The 18,433-nt window shown below is 29.6% G+C and carries 19 protein-coding genes; 8 read left to right on the top strand and 11 right to left on the bottom strand.

The genetic code is table 11. The annotated features are described in order from the left end of the window. Positions 1–142 precede the first annotated feature (142 nt). The 6 genes from RWL85_RS06670 to RWL85_RS06695 all read right to left on the bottom strand — a co-directional run bounded on the left by RWL85_RS06670 (position 143) and on the right by RWL85_RS06695 (position 4,676). Positions 143–496 carry a hypothetical protein gene (locus RWL85_RS06670; RefSeq protein ID WP_314086334.1) on the bottom strand — a complete coding sequence of 118 codons (354 nt, stop codon included), beginning with the start codon at positions 494–496 and terminating at the stop codon, positions 143–145. Beyond that, positions 497–1,096, bottom strand: a complete 600-nt coding sequence (locus tag RWL85_RS06675; RefSeq protein WP_314086336.1) for a response regulator transcription factor — start codon at positions 1,094–1,096, stop codon at positions 497–499. 15 nt (positions 1,097–1,111) lie between these two features. Continuing rightward, positions 1,112–1,780 carry a sensor histidine kinase gene (locus tag RWL85_RS06680; protein ID WP_314086338.1) on the bottom strand — a complete coding sequence of 223 codons (669 nt, stop codon included), beginning with the start codon at positions 1,778–1,780 and terminating at the stop codon, positions 1,112–1,114. A 502-nt stretch (positions 1,781–2,282) separates the two neighbouring features. Then, entirely contained in the window at positions 2,283–3,023 is a 741-nt protein-coding gene (locus tag RWL85_RS06685) for an ABC transporter permease (RefSeq protein ID WP_314086340.1), read from the bottom strand. Next, on the bottom strand, positions 3,023–3,922 hold the full coding sequence (locus RWL85_RS06690) for an ABC transporter ATP-binding protein (RefSeq protein WP_314086341.1): 900 nt from the start codon (positions 3,920–3,922) through the stop codon (positions 3,023–3,025). Before RWL85_RS06690 ends, RWL85_RS06685 begins: the two co-directional genes overlap by 1 nt. Before the next feature lie 154 nt (positions 3,923–4,076). After that, positions 4,077–4,676: an NAD(P)H-binding protein gene (locus RWL85_RS06695; RefSeq protein ID WP_314086343.1), complete on the bottom strand. Its 600-nt coding sequence runs from the start codon at positions 4,674–4,676 to the stop codon at positions 4,077–4,079. A 125-nt stretch (positions 4,677–4,801) separates the two neighbouring features. Between RWL85_RS06695 and RWL85_RS06700 the strand changes: the two genes are divergently transcribed. The 4 genes from RWL85_RS06700 (at position 4,802) to pflA (ending at position 9,714) form a co-directional block, all read left to right on the top strand. Beyond that, a complete protein-coding gene (locus tag RWL85_RS06700; RefSeq protein WP_314086345.1) occupies positions 4,802–5,656 on the top strand; it encodes a patatin family protein in 855 nt (284 codons plus the stop codon). 1 nt (position 5,657) lies between these two features. After that, a complete protein-coding gene (msrB, locus tag RWL85_RS06705) occupies positions 5,658–6,128 on the top strand; it encodes a peptide-methionine (R)-S-oxide reductase MsrB (RefSeq protein WP_314086348.1) in 471 nt (156 codons plus the stop codon). 399 nt (positions 6,129–6,527) lie between these two features. After that, entirely contained in the window at positions 6,528–8,768 is a 2,241-nt protein-coding gene (gene pflB, locus RWL85_RS06710; RefSeq protein WP_314086350.1) for a formate C-acetyltransferase, read from the top strand. Between the two features lie 148 nt (positions 8,769–8,916). Further along, positions 8,917–9,714 (top strand): pyruvate formate-lyase-activating protein, encoded by a 798-nt coding sequence (gene pflA, locus RWL85_RS06715; protein WP_314086352.1) that lies wholly within the window; start codon positions 8,917–8,919, stop codon positions 9,712–9,714. A gap of 72 nt (positions 9,715–9,786) precedes the next feature. Here the strand turns inward: pflA and RWL85_RS06720 are convergent, their stop codons facing one another. Together RWL85_RS06720 and cls are read right to left on the bottom strand one after the other, a co-directional pair. Then, complete coding sequence (locus RWL85_RS06720) at positions 9,787–10,722, bottom strand: peptidylprolyl isomerase (RefSeq protein WP_314086355.1); 936 nt, start codon at positions 10,720–10,722, stop codon at positions 9,787–9,789. A 62-nt stretch (positions 10,723–10,784) separates the two neighbouring features. Continuing rightward, entirely contained in the window at positions 10,785–12,302 is a 1,518-nt protein-coding gene (gene cls / locus RWL85_RS06725) for a cardiolipin synthase (protein ID WP_314086357.1), read from the bottom strand. Between the two features lie 243 nt (positions 12,303–12,545). On the opposite strand from cls, the gene RWL85_RS06730 reads away from it, so the two are divergent. The 3 genes from RWL85_RS06730 (at position 12,546) to RWL85_RS06740 (ending at position 14,732) form a co-directional block, all read left to right on the top strand. After that, positions 12,546–12,701 carry an SE1561 family protein gene (locus RWL85_RS06730; RefSeq protein ID WP_314086359.1) on the top strand — a complete coding sequence of 52 codons (156 nt, stop codon included), beginning with the start codon at positions 12,546–12,548 and terminating at the stop codon, positions 12,699–12,701. A gap of 71 nt (positions 12,702–12,772) precedes the next feature. Next, positions 12,773–14,131, top strand: coding sequence for a 23S rRNA (uracil(1939)-C(5))-methyltransferase RlmD (gene rlmD, locus RWL85_RS06735; RefSeq protein WP_314086361.1), 1,359 nt, complete (start codon positions 12,773–12,775; stop codon positions 14,129–14,131). Positions 14,132–14,147: 16 nt separating this feature from the next. Continuing rightward, positions 14,148–14,732 (top strand): uracil-DNA glycosylase family protein, encoded by a 585-nt coding sequence (locus RWL85_RS06740; protein ID WP_314086363.1) that lies wholly within the window; start codon positions 14,148–14,150, stop codon positions 14,730–14,732. 73 nt (positions 14,733–14,805) lie between these two features. Here RWL85_RS06740 and RWL85_RS06745 read toward each other — a convergent pair whose 3' ends face one another. From RWL85_RS06745 to RWL85_RS06755, 3 genes are read right to left on the bottom strand one after another with little or no spacing between them, the layout of a single operon-like run. Next, positions 14,806–15,087 (bottom strand): peptidase dimerization domain-containing protein, encoded by a 282-nt coding sequence (locus RWL85_RS06745; protein ID WP_314086366.1) that lies wholly within the window; start codon positions 15,085–15,087, stop codon positions 14,806–14,808. A 2-nt stretch (positions 15,088–15,089) separates the two neighbouring features. Further along, positions 15,090–16,181, bottom strand: a complete 1,092-nt coding sequence (locus tag RWL85_RS06750; RefSeq protein ID WP_314086373.1) for an amidohydrolase — start codon at positions 16,179–16,181, stop codon at positions 15,090–15,092. Then, the gene (locus tag RWL85_RS06755) at positions 16,123–16,248 is read right to left on the bottom strand and encodes a hypothetical protein (RefSeq protein WP_314086368.1); all 126 of its coding nucleotides are present in this window, start codon (positions 16,246–16,248) and stop codon (positions 16,123–16,125) included. Before RWL85_RS06755 ends, RWL85_RS06750 begins: the two co-directional genes overlap by 59 nt. Before the next feature lie 206 nt (positions 16,249–16,454). Here RWL85_RS06755 and RWL85_RS06760 point away from each other — a divergent pair, with 206 nt between their 5' ends. Beyond that, the gene (locus RWL85_RS06760; RefSeq protein ID WP_314086370.1) at positions 16,455–17,810 is read left to right on the top strand and encodes an ATP-binding cassette domain-containing protein; all 1,356 of its coding nucleotides are present in this window, start codon (positions 16,455–16,457) and stop codon (positions 17,808–17,810) included. Positions 17,811–18,433 lie beyond the last annotated feature (623 nt).

An 18,433-nucleotide genomic window follows, 5' to 3' on the forward strand; every position in this document is an offset into this window, starting at 1 on the left:
TATTTGTACATTTTTATTTTGTCAAAACTGTACATTCTTATTTTATCATTCTCACGATTTTTGAAGTTAATAGACTACTGAGTCTATGAGTTATCATATACACTTTTTTTAAAATTTAGGACTTTTGAGTCAGCCCATTATTTTATTTCTTGTATGCAACTATAAGGAATATTATTTGGAAAATGATAGAGATAATGAAAAAGATTCCGATATAAATTCCTAATGCACCCGAGATGATATACAATATAATGTTTATAATTATTAAATAATTTTTTGTGAATTCTTTAAACATAATCATTAGATTGAAAATAGTAGCTATTACATACATAAAGTAGTGGGGAATAAGAATTGCTAGTAGAAATCCTATTCCAGCACCAGCGCTAGGTGAAGATGAATCTAATGAACTTATAATACTATATGCAAAGTAGAAAATACTTAAGATTATATATATAATTGACGAGAGTAATGATAATCTTATAGCGAGTTTTCTTGTCATCTAAAGCCATCCTTCCTCAGTAGATTTTTTAACAGCTTCTGTTCTGTTTTTGCAGTTTAATTTTGTTAGGATGTTAGAAATATAGTTTCTAATAGTTCCCTCGGATAAAAACAGTTCATTAGCAATTTCTTTATTTGGTAATCCTTCTTTAATTTTTAAAAGAATAATTTTTTCTTGATTTGTTAATGGATTGTGACTATTGAAGATATTTTCCATTAGTTCAGGTGAGTATTCTTTGTTGCCTGCTAAGACGTTGTTAATTGTTTTCATAAGTTCATCGATTGAACGATCTTTTAGTACATAGGCATCTACGTTATTTTTTATGGCGCGTTCAAAATATCCCATACGTTTAAAAGTTGTCACAATAATAACTTTGCAATGAATATTATTACTACGAATGTATTCTAGTACGTCTAGTCCTGTTGCTTCAGGCATTTCTACATCAAGTACAGCTACATCGATATCACTAGTAGAAATTAAATCTATAGCTTCTTTTCCATCTTTAGCTTGAAGTACACTTTCAACACTATCTTCCATCGACAATAATGTTGACATTGCATCTCGTAACATACTTTGATCTTCAGCGATAAGTAATTTCATATTGTCCTCCTGTTGTTATTTATTGATTGTTACTTCGATAGTTGTGGGAGATTTTTTTGATATTATATTTATTACTCCATTAACTAGTTTAATTCTTTCTCTTATAGATGAAAGTTCAGTTCCGTCGATACTTTCAAAACCTCTACCATTATCAGAGATAATTACAGTGTAGTTATTACTAGATTCATTTATTTCAATATTACATTTACTAGCATTACTATGTTTAATAACATTATTTGTTAATTCTTTTAGAACCATTGTAATAGTCCACTCAACTAGTTGAGATGGAGACGTAGTCATATTAGTCTTAATATCTAATGAAATATCAGCCATTGTCATAATATCCGAAATAACTTTTAATTCTTCATTAATACTTCTATGTTTTAATTTATTAATTATAGATCGTGTTTCTGTCATTGAAGCACTACTAATTTCACTGATTTCTTTAAGTTCTTTTTTTGCAGCTTCAATATTGTTTTTTTCTAGATATTTTTCAGCTAGTTCTGCTTTTAATTTTAACATTACAAAAGTATGACCAATACTATCATGTAAATCACGTCCGATTCTATTTCTTTCATTCTCAGCAAGAAGTAGATTAATATGTTCATTATGTTTTAAACGTTCATTTTTCAATTTATTTCTTTCATAACCATATTTTTGGGAAAAATAAGTTATTATACACATAGAACAAAAAATAAATAGAATGATTCTATCTCCAATATTTATTTTCGGATTAGCAATTATATACAATGTTAGACAATTTATTGTTATGAAGAAACTAATTGTTCTATAAGTAAAATACTTATCATGAAAATGCCAAACGAGTAGATTACTTAAATAAAAACTAAATAGAATATTCATTGGATATAAAACAATGGTCATGTAACTGATATAAGCAATTAAATAAAACCACTCTATAAAAATAAGAATTCTATTTTTTGTATATAACATTCCTATATATGAAGCGATGGCGAGAATAGTTAAGGGTAATGTATATTTTGGATAACTTCCACTAATAACATATACAAGTGGGAATATAAAAAATACCAAAGATAGATAAAACCCATAATTTCCCTTTAATAAATTTAGTAATTTTTTATACATTTCAGCCTCCTTATTCTTTAATAATACCACAATAATATAAGAGTGTGAATAATTTATCCTCACTCTTATATTATTATTATTATTATTTTGATTCTCTTCTGTTTTTTATTACTAATGTAGCAATTATACATACAATTGAGTAGGCTAGAAGTATAGCTAGAGCTTTATAAGAGAAAATATCTTCTTTGATATATTTATTAACGAACTCTAATAAATAATAGGTTGGTGTCAGTTTAGATATATTTTGCAACCATTCTGGGAAAAGATAAACAGGCCACCAAAGTCCACCTAACATAGCAAGTCCTAGGTATAATATATTGGCAAGAAGCGATAATTTTTCTTCTGATTTAATAAGACTTAGTAGTAATCCCATACCTAAAAATGTAATACTTCCAATAAGCATTAGAACAGCTGACATAATCCATTCGCGAGCTGTCATATTAACGTCTCTAAAGATATGACCAACAGCAAATACAACAACTATTGATATAATAAACGTAATTATTAGACGAATAAAACGAGCAAGGTAATATTCAGATATTTTTATAGGAGAATTATTTAATATGTGTAGATAGTTATTTTTCTCATCTTCTTTTATTGAAATAGGAAGAGAAAATAAAGCGAAGCTTATACTACTGAATGCAGTCATTGAAATAAGCATATCTTTTACTACACGTGCTTTTGTTTCAGGATCATCGAATTGCTGCATTCCAGAAAATAGTATAAAGAAGATAACTGGAAAACCTAATCCCATAATAAAATTAGTTAAGTTTCTTTTTATGAATATAAATTCTATGTTTAATAAGTTAGCAAGATTTTTCATTATTTATCTCCTCCGTTATCTTTTGTAGTTATAAAAATACTATCTAATAAAGTTCTATTTTGAATTTCAATTTCTTTAAATGTGCAACCAGCTTGCTGTAATATGTTCCATATTTCATCTGGTTTCTTTGTTAAGAAATTAATATTATCTGTTTTTATTTCTAAATTATTTATAATATCATTATCTTTCAATAAATCTAGATATTTTATAGGAAGTGTGAAGTATTTTTCAATTTCTTCAGCACGCATAGCATGTGGAGTAGTATCACGAACTAGTTTTCCTTTATTTAGAACTAAGATTCTATCTGCGGTATGTTCTACTTCTTCGATATAATGTGAAGAATAAATAATAGTTAAACCTTTATTTTTTAAGTTATTCACAATTTCCCAAAATCTAATACGTGTTGATGTATCCATTCCAGCTGTTGGCTCATCTAAGAAAATTAATTTTGGTCTTCCTATTAATGTAATAATGAAAGATAATAATCTTTTTTGCCCACCTGATAATTTAGAAGCGAAGTTAGCTTTTTGAGACTCATCAAATCTTAGCAGTGCATCGATTTCTTCATTTGTTAAGGGATTTTCATATAATTTCTGTATAAAATCGAGTAGTTCTTTTACTTTTAGTTTTTCAGGAACAACATTTTCCTGAGAAAGTATGTTAAGAAATTCTTTTAGTTTTTGGTTACCTGGATTTAGAGAATTAATTTTTATTGAACCTGAGTTGATAAATTTATTTCCTAATAGACAGTTCATTAGAGTAGTCTTACCAGCTCCATTTGGTCCGATTAAAGCAATACATTCACCAGAATTCACTTCAAAAGAAATATCATTTAAGATGTTTTTCCCTTTAATTGTTTTTGTTATATTTTTTACTTTTATAATATTATTTAATGACATTTAGATCACCTCTCCTTTGATAATTAAATTATATCAAAGTAGGAGAGTGTCTTTTAGTAGGTAATGTCATAAAGTAATATGACAAATGTCATAAAAAAATAGACTTAAAAACTTGTTTTATTTAGAAACAAAGATTTTAAGTCATCCAGAATAGTTATTTCATATCTATTATTTCAATAATAGTTGAATCAGTGTTATCGAGAATAGCTTTAACTACTGACTCTGCTACTTTTTCAACAGGAAGAGGATAAACTTTTTTGAAAAATGTTATACCTAATTTTGAGAAAAATTTAATCGGAAGTACATTGAAATAAGAGGTAAGTCTGTCTTTACCGTACATAAGACCTGGACGAACTATTAGATAATCTAGTTTTGAATCTTTTACTAATCTTTCTCCGTTGCGTTTACTTTCTATATATCGTTTAAAGCCACCGTTTGCGGAAAAGTAGACAAGCCTATTTATATCATGTTTATGACATAGTTTAATTGACTGAGCTACACTTTCTATGTTTAGTTTAGAATATAGATTTTTATTTTTAATTGTTCCGATTAAATGAATGACTATATCATAGCTTTCTTTAATCATTATATTGTTAAGGTCAAAAATATCTCCCTGTATCCATGTCGCTTCATCTTTAGAAATAGAGTGGTTTTGGGTTCTAGATAAGTAGCTAACTTCTATTTTGCATTTTGTAAGTTCTTTGATTAATGACTGTCCTACAAAGCCATTGCCACCGATTATTAATATGTTCATAAGTACCTCGTATTTAATTATTATTTGTTTTAAATAGTAACATAACTTGATTTTCAAGTAAATTTATTTAAACTAATGAATAAAAGATGATATAATAGTATCAATTTTAAAAGGAGTGTGATTGAATGAAAGTAGGTTTAGTATTAGAAGGTGGAGCAATGAGAGGACTATTTACAGCTGGTGTCCTTGATGTGTTCTTGGAAAATGATATAGAGGTTACAGATATCGTCGGAGTTTCTGCAGGAACACTGTTTGGAGTGAATTATGTTTCTAAGCAACCTAAGAGAGCACTTCGTTACAATGTTAATTATATAAATGATAAAAGATATATGAGTTTAAAAAGTTGGATAAAAACAGGAAACTTGATTAATAAGGATTTTACATATTACAGACTTCCTTTTCAATTAGATGTATTTGACAATAAAACGTTTAAAGAATCTAAGACTAGTTTTTATGCGACAGTAACTAATATTGAAAATGGGGAAGCGGAGTTTATAAAAATCCATGATCCGTATCTGCAAATGGAAACTTTAAGAGCAACTTCAGCATTACCATTCATTTCAGAAATAATAGAAGTAGATGGGAAAATGTATCTTGATGGAGGAATAGCAAATAGTATACCGATAGATTTTTTTGAAAAGAAAAATTATGACAAAATTATAGTTATATTAACAAGACCTATCACATATAGAAAGAAAAAATCAGCAAGTATACAATTTAAAATGTTCTATAAAAAATATCCGCAATTAGTTGAAAAATTAGAGAATAGATATAAAGATTATAATGAAACGGTTGAAAGGATACTTGAGTTGGAAAAACAGGGGAAAGTATTTGTTATAAGACCTAGTGAGGATATTACTATAAAAAGGCTTGAAAAGGATACAGAAAAACTTAATCATGTTTATAATTTAGGGGTAAAAGACGGAAACCATATTATAGAAAATTTAAAAGAATATATAAATTATAAAGGAGATAAATAAAATGAGTGAAGAAATTAAAATTAATCCAGGGGAATTTGAAAGAAAATCAAAAGATGAATTAAAAAAAGAATTATCTGATTTAGAATATGCAGTTACTATGGAAAGTGCAACAGAGACTCCTTTTACAGGTCAATATTGGGATAGTTTTGAAGAAGGAATATATATAGATATTACATCAGGGGAACCTTTATTTTCTTCGAAAGATAAATTTAAGTCACACTGTGGATGGCCAAGTTTTTCTAAACCTATAGAAAAAGAGGTAACTAAGTATTATAAAGATAATTCTCATTATGTAGAAAGAATAGAAGTAAGAAGTAGAGTTGGGGATGCTCATTTAGGGCATGTTTTTCCTGATGGTCCTACTGAATTAGGTGGTCTTAGATATTGTATTAACAGTGCTTCTCTAAAATTTATAAAAAAAGAAGACCTTGAAAAAGAAGGCTATGGGGAATTATTAAGTATTTTTGAATAATATAATAATGAGAGGTAATTGATACTGTTTATCGATTACTCTCGTTTTTTTAATAAAAATAATTTAATTATTTACAATTGTATAGAAACTTTAATTAACTGAAATAGTTACAGTACGATAACAGTTTTTAAAAAATAAAACCTTTATGTTTATCGTTTTCATTTCATTTGCAACGGCATTTACAAAATCTAAACTTAATATTTTACTATATTTGAAAGCGAAAAACATTATCTTCTCTTATCTGTATTAGTACTGGAGTTCACAAAATGTACACAATTTAAATAAGAAAAATATTGTCTTAATAATGTGGGTGAGGTACACTAAGAGTGTAACAAATAGTTTAATTAATAAATTTATTTATCACAATATATAATAAAAATTTTAAGGAGTGACATTAATATGACAACAGTTGCAGAAAAAAAAGCATTCGTTGGTGGTAAATGGCAAACAGAAGTAGACTTAGTAGATTTTATTAAATCTAACTATACAGAGTATAGAGGAGATGCATCTTTCCTTGCTGGGCCTACTGAAGCTACTACTAAATTAGTAGAAAAATTCAATGATTTAATGCGTCAAGAACGTTTAGCTGGTGGAACATTAGACATGGATACTAGTATTCCTTCAACTATCCTTTCTCACGGACCAGGGTACATTGAAAAAGATTTAGAACAAATCGTTGGATTACAAACAGAAAAACCACTTAAACGTGCTTTAATGACTTTTGGTGGTATTAACATGGCTGTTAACAGCTGTAAAGCATACGGATATGAAGTAGATGAAGAAGTTATCAAAATCTTCACTGACTACCGTAAAACACACAACCAAGGTGTATTCGATGCTTATACTCCAGAAATGCGTTTAGTAAGAAAATCTGGTGTTATCACAGGACTTCCAGATGCTTACGGACGTGGACGTATTATCGGAGACTACCGTCGTGTAGCTTTATATGGTGTAGACCAACTTATCGAATGGAAAAAAGGTGACTTAGCTCAAATCGGTGCTGATGGTGTTATGACTGAACATGTTATCCGTGACCGTGAAGAAGTTAACGAACAAATTCGTGCTTTAGGTGAATTAAAAGAATTAGCAAAAATCTACGGATTTGATATTTCTGGACCAGCTACAACAGCAAAAGAAGCAGTACAATGGTTATACTTCGGATACTTAGCAGCTATTAAACAACAAAACGGTGCTGCGATGTCTATCGGTAACATTGCTACATTCTTAGATATTTATATTGAAAGAGATTTACAAGATGGAACAATTAATGAGTCTCAAGCTCAAGAATTAATTGACCACTTAGTATTAAAATTACGTTGCGTTAAATTCGCTCGTACTCCAGACTACAACCAATTATTCTCAGGAGACCCAATCTGGGCTACATTAATCGTTGGGGAAATGTTAGATTCTGAAAGATCATTAGTAACAAAAACAGACTTCCGTTTCATCCATACATTAGATAACATGGGTAACTCTCCAGAACCAAACTTAACTATCCTATGGTCTACTAAATTACCAACTGGATTCAAAGAATTCTGTTCTGAATCTTCAATCAACCACAGTGCTATTCAATACGAAAGTGATGAGTTATTAGCAGACTTCTTAGGAACTTGTGATAAATCTATCGCATGTTGTGTAAGTGGTATGACTACTGGTAAAGATATGCAATTCTTCGGAGCTCGTGCAAACTTAGCAAAAGCTTTATTATACACAATCAATGGTGGACGTGATGAAAAATTAGGTATCCAAGTTGGACCTGTAACTGAAGCTCTACGTGGTGAATTAAACTACGACGAAGTTTGGGCTAAATTCGATGTATTCATGGAATGGTTATGTAAACTATACATCAATACATTAAACGTAATCCACTACATGCACGATAAATACTCTTACGAAAGCTTAGAAATGGCATTACACGATACTAAAGTTAGAAGATTCATGGCGACTGGTATCGCTGGATTCTCAGTAGCAGTAGACAGTTTATCAGCTATTAAATATGCTAAAGTTACTCCAATTGAAGATGAAACTGGATTAGCAGTTGATTACAAAGTTGAAGGTGAATTCCCAACATTTGGTAACAACGACGATCGTGCAGATGAAATCGCTGTTGAATTACTTAAAGTGTTCATGACTAAACTTAAAAAACATGAAACTTACCGTGCAGATGAAACTACAACTTCTATCTTAACTATTACTTCAAACGTAGTATACGGTAAGAAAACTGGTAACACTCCAGATGGACGTCGTGCAGGAGAACCATTCTCTCCAGGTGCTAACCCAATGAACGGTCGTGACCAAAGTGGAGCATTAGCTTGTTTAAGCTCAGTTGCAAAATTACCATATGAATACAGCCGTGACGGAATCAGTTTAACTGCTGCATTCACACCAAGCTCATTAGGTAAAACTAAACAAGATCAAATTAAAAACTTAACAGCAATGATGGACGGATACTTCAAAAAAGGTGGTTACCACTTAAATACTAACGTATTCAATAAAGAAACATTACTTAAAGTTATTGAATCTCCAGAAGATTATCCAAACTTTACAATTCGTGTATCAGGATACGCTGTACGTCTAATCAGTTTAACTCCAGAACAACAACGTGACGTATTAAGCCGTACAATGCACCAATTCATGTAATTAAGTAAATAATTAAAAAGAAGGTGGAGGCTATAGGCCTCCACTTTTTTAGATTAATAAAATATAAATAATATTGTAAAAGTGTTTACAGAATAGCGATGAATACGATATAATTAAACTATAGAATGGCAAAAGGAGGAAGTCGCATATGGAAATGGAAAAAGTAGAAATAAATTCTGCAGAAGAAAAAAAAGAATTGACAGCTAATGTTCACTCAGTAGAATCTTTCGGAAATGTTGATGGTCCTGGAATAAGATATGTAGTATTCTTTCAAGGGTGTATGTTAAGATGTAAATACTGCCATAATCCAGATACTTGGAAGATGCATAATCCTGATGCTAAAGTTATGACAGTGGATCAATTAACAAAAGAGATAGTGAAATATCGTGATTTCTTTGAGGCTAGTGATGGTGGAGGAGTTACAGTCAGTGGAGGGGAATCCCTTCTGCAAATTGATTTTATCTTAGCACTTTTTAGAAAACTAAAGGAATTAGATATTAATACGTGTGTTGACACTTGTGGAGGTTTTTATGTAAATGCTCCAAGTATGAATGAAAAAGTTTTAGAATTAATTTCATTAACAGATTTATTCTTAGTGGATATTAAACATATTGATGATGAGCATCATATGCGTTTGACAAAACGAACTAATAAAAATATTATTCAATTTACTAATTTCCTAAGTGAACATGGAGCAAAAATGTGGATAAGACATGTACTTGTTCCGCAATGGACAGATGACGATTATTATCTACAAAAACTTCGTGAATATATAGATACGTTACAAGGGGTTGAACGTGTAGAAGTATTACCATATCACGATATGGCAAAATTCAAGTATAAAGAATTAGGAATTGATTATGAATTAAATGATATCAATCCACCAACAAAAGATCGTATAAAGAATGCTATTGATATTCTAGGTGCACGTGATGATATAAGCTAATAAAAAATAAGTGAGTAATTCAAAAGTTGTTATTTCATTGAAATCAATTTTTGAATTACTCACTTTTATTAATTAGTGTGAAGCAGTTCCTTCTAACATAGATTTAATGTATGCTTCAACATCACTATTGCTTGATTTTACGTTATATTCTTCAAACAATTTTTTAAGAGCTTTACTTACAATTGTAGAGTCTTTTTTAACAGCCTCTTCTGCAGCTTTTTCTGCTAAAATAGGTTTCATTTCATCAAATGAAGAATCTTTCTCATCAACAACTTTGATAATATGATATCCAAAAGAAGTTTTAACTACATCAGAAACTTTATCTTTAGATAATGCATATGCAGCATCCTTGAATTCTTTTACGAATGAATTATCTTCTTTAGATGACCAACCTAAGTCTCCACCGTTAGAAGCATTTGCTGTATCATTAGAATTTTCTTTTGCTAGAGTAGCAAAGTCTCCACCATCCTTAAGTTTTTTAAGAACATCCTCAGCTTTTTTCTTAGCTTCTTCGTCACTTAATCCATTTGGATTTGATTCGCTTTTAACGCTAACTAAAATGTGTGCTAGGTGATATTGGTGTTTATTTTTTTCATAGCTTTCTTTTAGTTTATCATCATTTGTTCCAGCATAATCATTGATTAATAATGTCTGAGCTGATTTTACTTTTAATCCATCTTTATATTTATCAAGTGTAAACCCTTGTTGTTTTAAAAGTTGTTCAAATTTATCTTTTCCACCATATTGTTCTTGTGCTTTTTGTAGTTGTTCATCTATAGCTTTTTGATCAATTTTATTTTTATATTTGTCTAAAAGTACTTTTTGAATCATCATACTAGTAGCTGTTTTTGAAAGTTGGCTAGCTCCAATGCTTTCAACTATGTCTTTTTCAGTTACATCTCCTGCTTTACTAGAAATATATTTAGTTCCTCCAGCAGAGCATCCTGCTAAACCTATAACAGAAATACTTAGTGCTATAGGTAAAATAGCTTTTTTAAACTTTTTCATTAAATTTTGTCCTCCTATATGTACATATGTATTAATATAACATATTTTTCAATATAAAACAACTATAGAATCGGCGAAATCAACCTTGCAAAGGCTTCTTTAATTTTAATTAATAAGCTTCTTTGTTGATATTTTGAATAAGAAATTAAGGTAGATTTTTCTATATCATTTAAGAAATAATTTCTAAATTCTTTTGTTGTTTTATGATCATACATAAATGCATTAAGTTCGAAGTTTAGCTTAAAACTTCTATAGTCAAAGTTAGCACTGCCTAAGCTTGCAACTTCATCATCAATTATAATCATTTTTGTATGTATAAATCCATTTTCATAGATATAAGTTTTAGCCCCTAACTCTGCGAGTTCTCCAATGAATGAATAGGTAGCCCAATAAACGAACATATGATCAGGTTTATTTGGAACCATTATTTTAACATCAATACCAGATAATATTGCCATTTTAAGAGCATCCATTACACTTTCATCGGGGATGAAATAGGGTGATTGGATATAAATATATTTTTTTGCTCTAGAGATCATATATAAGTAGCTATATTTAATTTTTTGTATTTTATTATCTGGACCACTAGAAACTAATTGAATTGGCAAATAATTATCCACATGGGTAGCAACGTGATCTGAAGTTAATTTTAGTTGATCTGATTTCTTAGTAGTTTGAGAATTCCAGTCATCAATGAAACGATATTCTAAAGAACCTACCGCTTCACCTTCAATTCGAAGGTGAGTATCTCTCCAATATCCAAACTTCTTATCTAAACCTAAGTATTCATCACCAACGTTGAATCCTCCAGTATATCCAATATTACCATCAATTATAACGATTTTTCTATGGTTTCTATAGTTCATACGAAAATTGATAAGGGGTAATTGTGATTTAAAGAATTTTTTAATCTTTGCATTATTCTTTGTAAGTTTTCTTAATGAAGAAATACTAAGTTTTCTTGAACCGATATCATCATAGAGTATATATACATCGATACCCTCTAATAGCTTTATCTCTAAAAGGTCAAAAAGTTGCTTACCAATTCCATCTTTTCTCAAAATGTAGTATTGAATATGTATATAACTTTTTGCATTTTTTATATCATTAAATAATAATTTGAATTTTTCTTTTCCATCAGTAATTATCTGCACTTTATTATTTTTTGATAAGAATGATTTATCAGTCTCGAAGTTTAATTCTATTAGATTTCTATGTTTATATATTACTTGTTCATCTTTAGTAATGTTATACGGTACTGTTCTCTTCAGTAAGTTTTGTTGGTATCTAATCTTTTCTTCATCGGAACAAGGGAAGATTTTCTCTCTATAAATTGGTCTTCCAAATATTAGATATAGAACAAATCCAAGATAAGGTATTAGAAATAACACTAATATCCAAGCCCAAGAAGAGGTTGTGGTCTGATACTCTAAAAATACAATTGAGAAAGCCAACAGTGTATTTATTACTAAAAATATAGTTAGTACAATGTCAAAATTTATATCATTAAAAATAGAAGTTATATAGTAAAAAATACTAGAAATATTAATATTTAATAATTGTAAATTTATATAATTCATAATATAACACTCCTAACTTAATAGTACCTTAAAAAGGACTAAAAGTCTATTGATAAAGTTTATAGGTAAGTAATTTAATTTTACACTATTAAATTTAAATTAACACTAAAATAGTAAAAACGAACAATATTGAATATAAAGTAATATTTGTTATTTAAAATAATTTATAATATTTTAGTGATATGAGTTGAATTTTTATAAATTTATATTATAATGGAATAGAGAACAAAAAAGGAGAATGTTATGCCTAATAATATTTTAGAAGAATTAAAAATGAAATTTGAAGATTTTGCAAGTGAGTTAGAAAATATTGAACCTGAAAAAGTTGATTTAACTCAAATTGATAGATTAATTGCATTAGTAGAAGAATTAGATAACGAAATTAAAACTATAAAATAATAGTAGAATTGGATAAGCTGAAGTGGGAGTTTTTTGCTTTTACTCAGCTTATCTTTATGAATGAGGATACGATGAAAAAGAAAAATGGTACAAAAAAATTAAACGTCTTACTTACTATTAAAAAAATAGGAATTAATGGTGAGGGGATAGGATATTATAAAAAGAAAATTACTTTCGTAAAAGGTGCTTTACCTGATGAGGTTATTGTTTGTGAAATAGTTGAGGAGACACCAAAATATATTATTGGTAAACTTGTTAAAGTAAAAGAACCTAGTCCACACAGAGTAGAAATTAAAAAAGAATATGCTGAAAGTGGAGCTTATGGCTTATCTCACGTTAGCTATGAAAAACAATTAGAATATAAACGCGCAATTTTATTAGATGCTTTCGATAAATACTACAGACTACCAAAACCTGACAAGTTAGTATTAAAAACATTAGCGAGTCCTGTAACAGAAGGTTATAGAAATAAGAACCAATTTCCATTAGCTGTTAGAAATGGGCGCGTCATTGCAGGATTATACAAAGAAGGTTCTAACGATTTAGTTGAAATTAATGAAGATTTAGCATTACATGAGAATGGTAATAAAATAACAAACTTAGCTAAGAAATTACTTGGAAAATATAAAGTAGAAATTTCTACAAATAAAAAGAATTATGGTGTGAAATATATTGCTACAAGAACTTCATTTTATAATGGGGATGTTCAAGTAACTTTCGTTGCTAATACTGATAAAGTTAAGAACATGGATAAGGTCGTTAATGAACTTAAACGTGAAAGAATCGTTAAAAGCATAATACTAAATATCACTAATGATAAAGATCACTTGGTAATGGGAACAGAAAGTGTTACATTATATGGTTCAGATTATATCGTCGAAAAAATTGGAGATATTAAGTACGAGCTTTCAGCTAAATCATTCTTCCAATTAAATCCACCAGCAACTAAGAAACTTTATGATAAAGTAGTTGAATTCGCCGCATTGAAAGAAACAGATGTTGTATTAGATGCGTTCTGTGGAGTTGGAACAATTGGGCAATATGTTAGCCGTAACTGTAAAGAAGTATACGGTGTTGATATTATTCCAGCTGCGATTGAAGATGCTAATGATAATGTTAAATTAAATAATTTAACAAACTGTACTTATGTTGCAGGAGACGCTAATAAAATAGTTCCACGTTGGAAGAAAAAAGGAATCAACTTCGATGTAGCAATAGTAGATCCACCGCGTGTAGGTCTTGGACCACTAGCTAAAAACTTATTAGCGGTTGACGCTAAGAAAATTGTTTATGTGAGCTGTAATCCATCTACATTAGCACGTGACTTAAAAGTGTTAACAAGAAAATATAAAATTAGACGTATTCAACCAGTAGACATGTTCCCAGGAACAGCGGCAGTTGAAGCGGTAGTTGAATTAATTAGAAAATAAATTCTAGAGGAAAAATATGGATAGTTTTGAACAATTGAAACAAGAAATAATGGTAGATAGTGATAATAAGAAATATACTGATGAAGGAATAGAACCTTTATTTTCTACACCTAGTACAGCAAAAATATTAATCGTAGGTCAAGCGCCTGGTATTAAAGCTCAAGAAAGTAAGATTTTCTTCAATGATAAAAGTGGAGTTAAACTTCGTGAGTGGATGGGAATAGATGATGAGATATTTTATAAATCTGGTTTAATAGGTGTAGTTCCAATGGATTTCTATTATCCAGGTAAAGGTAAGAGTGGGGATTTACCACCTCGAAAAAACTTTGCCAAAAAATGGCATTCAAAAGTTTTAGAACTTATGCCTAATCTCGAACTTATTATTCTTGTGGGAAAATATGCACAAGATTATTACTTGGGAAATGATAAAAAATTGAATCTAACGGAAACTGTAGTTAATTATAAACAATATTTACCACGTTATTTTCCAATTGTTCATCCTTCACCACTGAATTTTCGTTGGCATAATAAAAATCCATGGTTTATTGAAGAAATAGTGCCAGAATTACAAAGAAGAGTGAAGGAAATACTAAAGAAATAAAGTATTAAAAATAAAGACTGAGGTAACTCGAAGATTTTTAAGGAATCAGGATATCAAGTTACACTCAGTCTTTTTATATATCTATAATTTCAAACCTAGTTTGCTCACCGTAATATATAAGCAGTGAAGCTAGTATTGATTTTAATTGTTCTAAATTATCTGTTTTTAAATTAATTTCTGCCTTACCAGAGATTACATTAAAAGCATCTCCACTTCTTACGGAGATAATCTCAATGTTTTTGTATTTTGTAGTTTTTCTAACAAATTCACCAGCAATAACTGTTGTATCGATGGCTTCATGAGGTTCAGCTCCGTGTCCACCTTTGCCGTAGATAGTAACTAAATATGTATTCATATCTATTGTTCCCCCTTAAGATTATTTATTACATTAGCGGAATCAAATGCTAGTGTTAAGAATATTGAAGCTGTTTGTTTCATAACTTCTTCTTCGAAATCAAAATTTGGGTGGTGGTGTGGGTACTTAGCGAAGGTAGAATTCCCTGCACCAATTAGGAAAAAAGCACCAGGAACTTCTTCAACATAATATGCAAAATCTTCACCAATCATTAGCGGCTCAATCTCTAATTGTTTAATATCTGGAAGGATTTTGGAAGTTGCTTTTTGTATTTCTATTGTTCCTTTTTTGTGATTTATAAGCGGTGGATAACCTCCGTAGTATATAAATTCTATATTAGTGTCAGAATATTCATTTTCAAGAGCTTTACATAAGGTTTGAAGCTTAGTTAGTACCATTTTATGAAGTTCTTTATTGAAATGTCTAATAGTTCCGGTAATACTTGCTTCTTTAACAGAACTTTCAAGTTTTCCCAAAGTGATAACTAGTGTTTCTCTTGGTTTAGAAAATCGTGAAACTATTTGTTGAGTCATACTAACAAATTCTGCAGCAATAATATTTGCATTTTCTTTAGTGTTGATTTTCACTTCAAATCTATCCGCAGCCGCACACAGTTCACTATAACTATATCCTAATGTTCCGAGTGGAAGTGGCGTCCAAAGATGAGCTCCGAATATTGCATCAACATCTTGTAAGCAACCCGCATCTATCATAGGTTTTGCTCCACCTGGAGCTTGTTCTTCACCGTATTGGAAAACTGCGACAACATCGTGTGGTAGTTCTTTTTGATAATCCATTAGAATTTTACACGTTGCAAGTAAAGCTGTAGTATGACCATCATGCCCACAAGCATGCATTGCATTAGGAATTGTAGATTTGTAAGGAGTATCCTTTGCATCATTTATAGGTAGAGCATCAAAGTCAGCTCGAAAAGCAATTGTTTTTGAAGAATCTAGTCCTTTTATTCTTGCAACTACACCATTTAAGCCGACTTTTGTTTTTATATCAGTAATACCAATTTTTTCTAAATATTTTTTAATGAATCTCGCTGTATTTTTTTTCGTTAAATGAAACTTCAGGATGCATATGCATATAGCGACGAAGTTTAATCATTTCTGGATAAAATTTATCAAGTTCATCTTGTATAATTTTTTCAATCATAAAAACCTCCAGATTACTATTTTAAATTATAAATACAATTATAGCACAAATATTTTAATAAATAGAAAATTGTTAAAGAAATTGCTTTCAATTATTTTAATTTTTGGTATAATATGGGTAAATAAACACTAGTAAAACTCAATTTGGGGGTGGGAGCATGGATACATTAGATTAATAGAGAGATTTTATTAAAAAGGAGTTAATGTATGCAAATATTAAATATTAAAAATATAGAGTTTGAAAAACAAGGGAAGATATTATTTAAAATCGAAAAATTGAGTATAAATACTGGTGACATTATTGGTTTAATAGGGAAAAATGGTTCAGGGAAGACAACTCTGTTAAAACATATAGATGACTTGCTTAAAGATGAAAATAACATTTCTTTGGAGTTTTTAGAATTTGGAGAAAATTCTCTTCTTAAAAAGAGTGGGGGAGAAGTTGTTGTAAACAAGATTAGAAGTAGCTTATTATTGAATGTTGAACTGTATTTACTTGACGAGCCATCAACATACTTAGATTATAATAATGCTAACAAAATAGCTAATCTTATAAAAAGAACTCCATCAACTTTTTGTATAGCAAGTCATGATAGGAATTTCTTAAATAATGTTTGTACAAAGTTATGGATAATCGAAAATAATACTGTAAGGGAATTTAATGGAAATTATCATGAGTACAAGTTTCAAGAAGAAATTGAAACTGCTGAGTATGAAACTGAACTGCAAAAGTACAATAAAGAAGCTAAGAAAATAAAGAAAAGCATCCAAGAGATGAAAGAGGAACAGGGGAAAAAATCTGGAAAGCCAAAGAATATGAGTGGATCAGATTATAGAATTATAAGTGTAAAAAATAAAATTTCAAAAAACCAAAAGAGATTGCAGAAAAAAATATCAAGGCAAGAAGATAAGTTACAGGCTAATATTAAACCTAAGCCGTTAAAAGATAAATATGATATTGAATTTCTAGAAATATTTAAAGAAACCCATAAGAAGAGTTTTTGTATTAGCGAGAAAAGTTGTGAAATAGATGGGAAATTTCTTTGGCAATCACCTGGTTTTACTTTTGCTAGTGGAGATAAGATTTTAATTAAAGGAAAAAACGGTTCGGGGAAAACTACTTTTCTAAATTATGTGAAAGAGTCTATTCCTTGTTCTTTGCAAGTAGCGTATTTTGAACAAAATAACTTCGATATTTTTAAAGAAGAAAAAACATTGTTTGAATTTGTTAAAGAACATACTACACTAGATGATATTGAACTGAGAAATATATTAGCTTTACTAAATTTCAGAGGTGACGATATTAACAAAAAGATAAGAGTTTTAAGCAAAGGTGAGAAAGTTAAACTTTATTTCGTGAGTTTACTCTTTAGGAAAACAGGTGTGCTGTTGTTAGATGAGATTACTAACTTTTTAGATGTAGTTGCGATAGAAGCGGTAGAGAAGATATTAAAGAAATATCCTGGTATACTAATTATGGTGAGTCATGATATGGAATTTATCGATAATGTTGCAACGAAGGTTATAAATATTACGAATAAAGAAGTTTTAAAATTTGAGTAAATTAGAAGTTGTTATAATATTTAGGAGAAAAATTATGGTGAAAATTATTATAGCTGCATTCTTAATATTAGGTTTTGTCTCAGCTGCGGTTGCTAGTGCGAGATGGAAAGAAAAGGATGAGGATGAGAAAATGTAGCATGAAGTCATTGATTAGACATCAAGGAGAAATTTCACTGATGGGGCTAACTCAGAAGTATAAAGTAAAGAATATAAATAATCGCCTAAATTCTTAACAATCGCCTAAAATTATGGTATATTTAGGCGAAAAACAAAGTGTTTGATTCAAAATTTTTATGAGAATTCATGGACGCAGTGGCTTAGTGATATCAACATTTGTTTCGTAAAATCTTTTTAGATATCTAATAAAATTTTCGGGAGTGACCCGATAAAATTGATTTTGAGTCGTTCCCTTTTTTACTGGTCTTTTGGGCAGCCCCCCTTATAGATGCAAAATATCTGTTGTTCTTTAAAATGCTAGCTGTAAAACGTATCCACAAATAGTTGATTATCAAAGTTTAATTTGATATAATCGAAATTAGAGAGAGAAGTTAGAGAACATTAGTTTTCAATAAAGATGGTGGCTACTTCAATATGAAAGGGGATGGTGCTATGCTCGCATACAC

The organism is uncultured Gemella sp., from assembly GCF_963515875.1.
Lineage (GTDB): Bacteria > Bacillota > Bacilli > Staphylococcales > Gemellaceae > Gemella.

What these genes read in the sequence shown, in the direction of transcription:
- RWL85_RS06700 (WP_314086345.1), top strand. Translation starts at nt 4,802, where the DNA reads ATGAAAGTAGGTTTAGTATTAGAAGGTGGAGCAATGAGAGGACTATTT.
- pflB (WP_314086350.1), top strand. Translation starts at nt 6,528, where the DNA reads ATGACAACAGTTGCAGAAAAAAAAGCATTCGTTGGTGGTAAATGGCAA.
- RWL85_RS06670 (WP_314086334.1), bottom strand. Translation starts at nt 496, where the DNA reads ATGACAAGAAAACTCGCTATAAGATTATCATTACTCTCGTCAATTATA.
- RWL85_RS06745 (WP_314086366.1), bottom strand. Translation starts at nt 15,087, where the DNA reads ATGAATACATATTTAGTTACTATCTACGGCAAAGGTGGACACGGAGCT.
- RWL85_RS06730 (WP_314086359.1), top strand. Translation starts at nt 12,546, where the DNA reads ATGCCTAATAATATTTTAGAAGAATTAAAAATGAAATTTGAAGATTTT.
- RWL85_RS06695 (WP_314086343.1), bottom strand. Translation starts at nt 4,676, where the DNA reads ATGAACATATTAATAATCGGTGGCAATGGCTTTGTAGGACAGTCATTA.
- RWL85_RS06680 (WP_314086338.1), bottom strand. Translation starts at nt 1,780, where the DNA reads ATGTGTATAATAACTTATTTTTCCCAAAAATATGGTTATGAAAGAAAT.
- rlmD (WP_314086361.1), top strand. Translation starts at nt 12,773, where the DNA reads ATGAAAAAGAAAAATGGTACAAAAAAATTAAACGTCTTACTTACTATT.
- RWL85_RS06760 (WP_314086370.1), top strand. Translation starts at nt 16,455, where the DNA reads ATGCAAATATTAAATATTAAAAATATAGAGTTTGAAAAACAAGGGAAG.
- msrB (WP_314086348.1), top strand. Translation starts at nt 5,658, where the DNA reads ATGAGTGAAGAAATTAAAATTAATCCAGGGGAATTTGAAAGAAAATCA.
- pflA (WP_314086352.1), top strand. Translation starts at nt 8,917, where the DNA reads ATGGAAATGGAAAAAGTAGAAATAAATTCTGCAGAAGAAAAAAAAGAA.
- RWL85_RS06755 (WP_314086368.1), bottom strand. Translation starts at nt 16,248, where the DNA reads ATGATTGAAAAAATTATACAAGATGAACTTGATAAATTTTATCCAGAA.
- RWL85_RS06720 (WP_314086355.1), bottom strand. Translation starts at nt 10,722, where the DNA reads ATGAAAAAGTTTAAAAAAGCTATTTTACCTATAGCACTAAGTATTTCT.
- cls (WP_314086357.1), bottom strand. Translation starts at nt 12,302, where the DNA reads ATGAATTATATAAATTTACAATTATTAAATATTAATATTTCTAGTATT.
- RWL85_RS06685 (WP_314086340.1), bottom strand. Translation starts at nt 3,023, where the DNA reads ATGAAAAATCTTGCTAACTTATTAAACATAGAATTTATATTCATAAAA.
- RWL85_RS06740 (WP_314086363.1), top strand. Translation starts at nt 14,148, where the DNA reads ATGGATAGTTTTGAACAATTGAAACAAGAAATAATGGTAGATAGTGAT.
- RWL85_RS06675 (WP_314086336.1), bottom strand. Translation starts at nt 1,096, where the DNA reads ATGAAATTACTTATCGCTGAAGATCAAAGTATGTTACGAGATGCAATG.
- RWL85_RS06690 (WP_314086341.1), bottom strand. Translation starts at nt 3,922, where the DNA reads ATGTCATTAAATAATATTATAAAAGTAAAAAATATAACAAAAACAATT.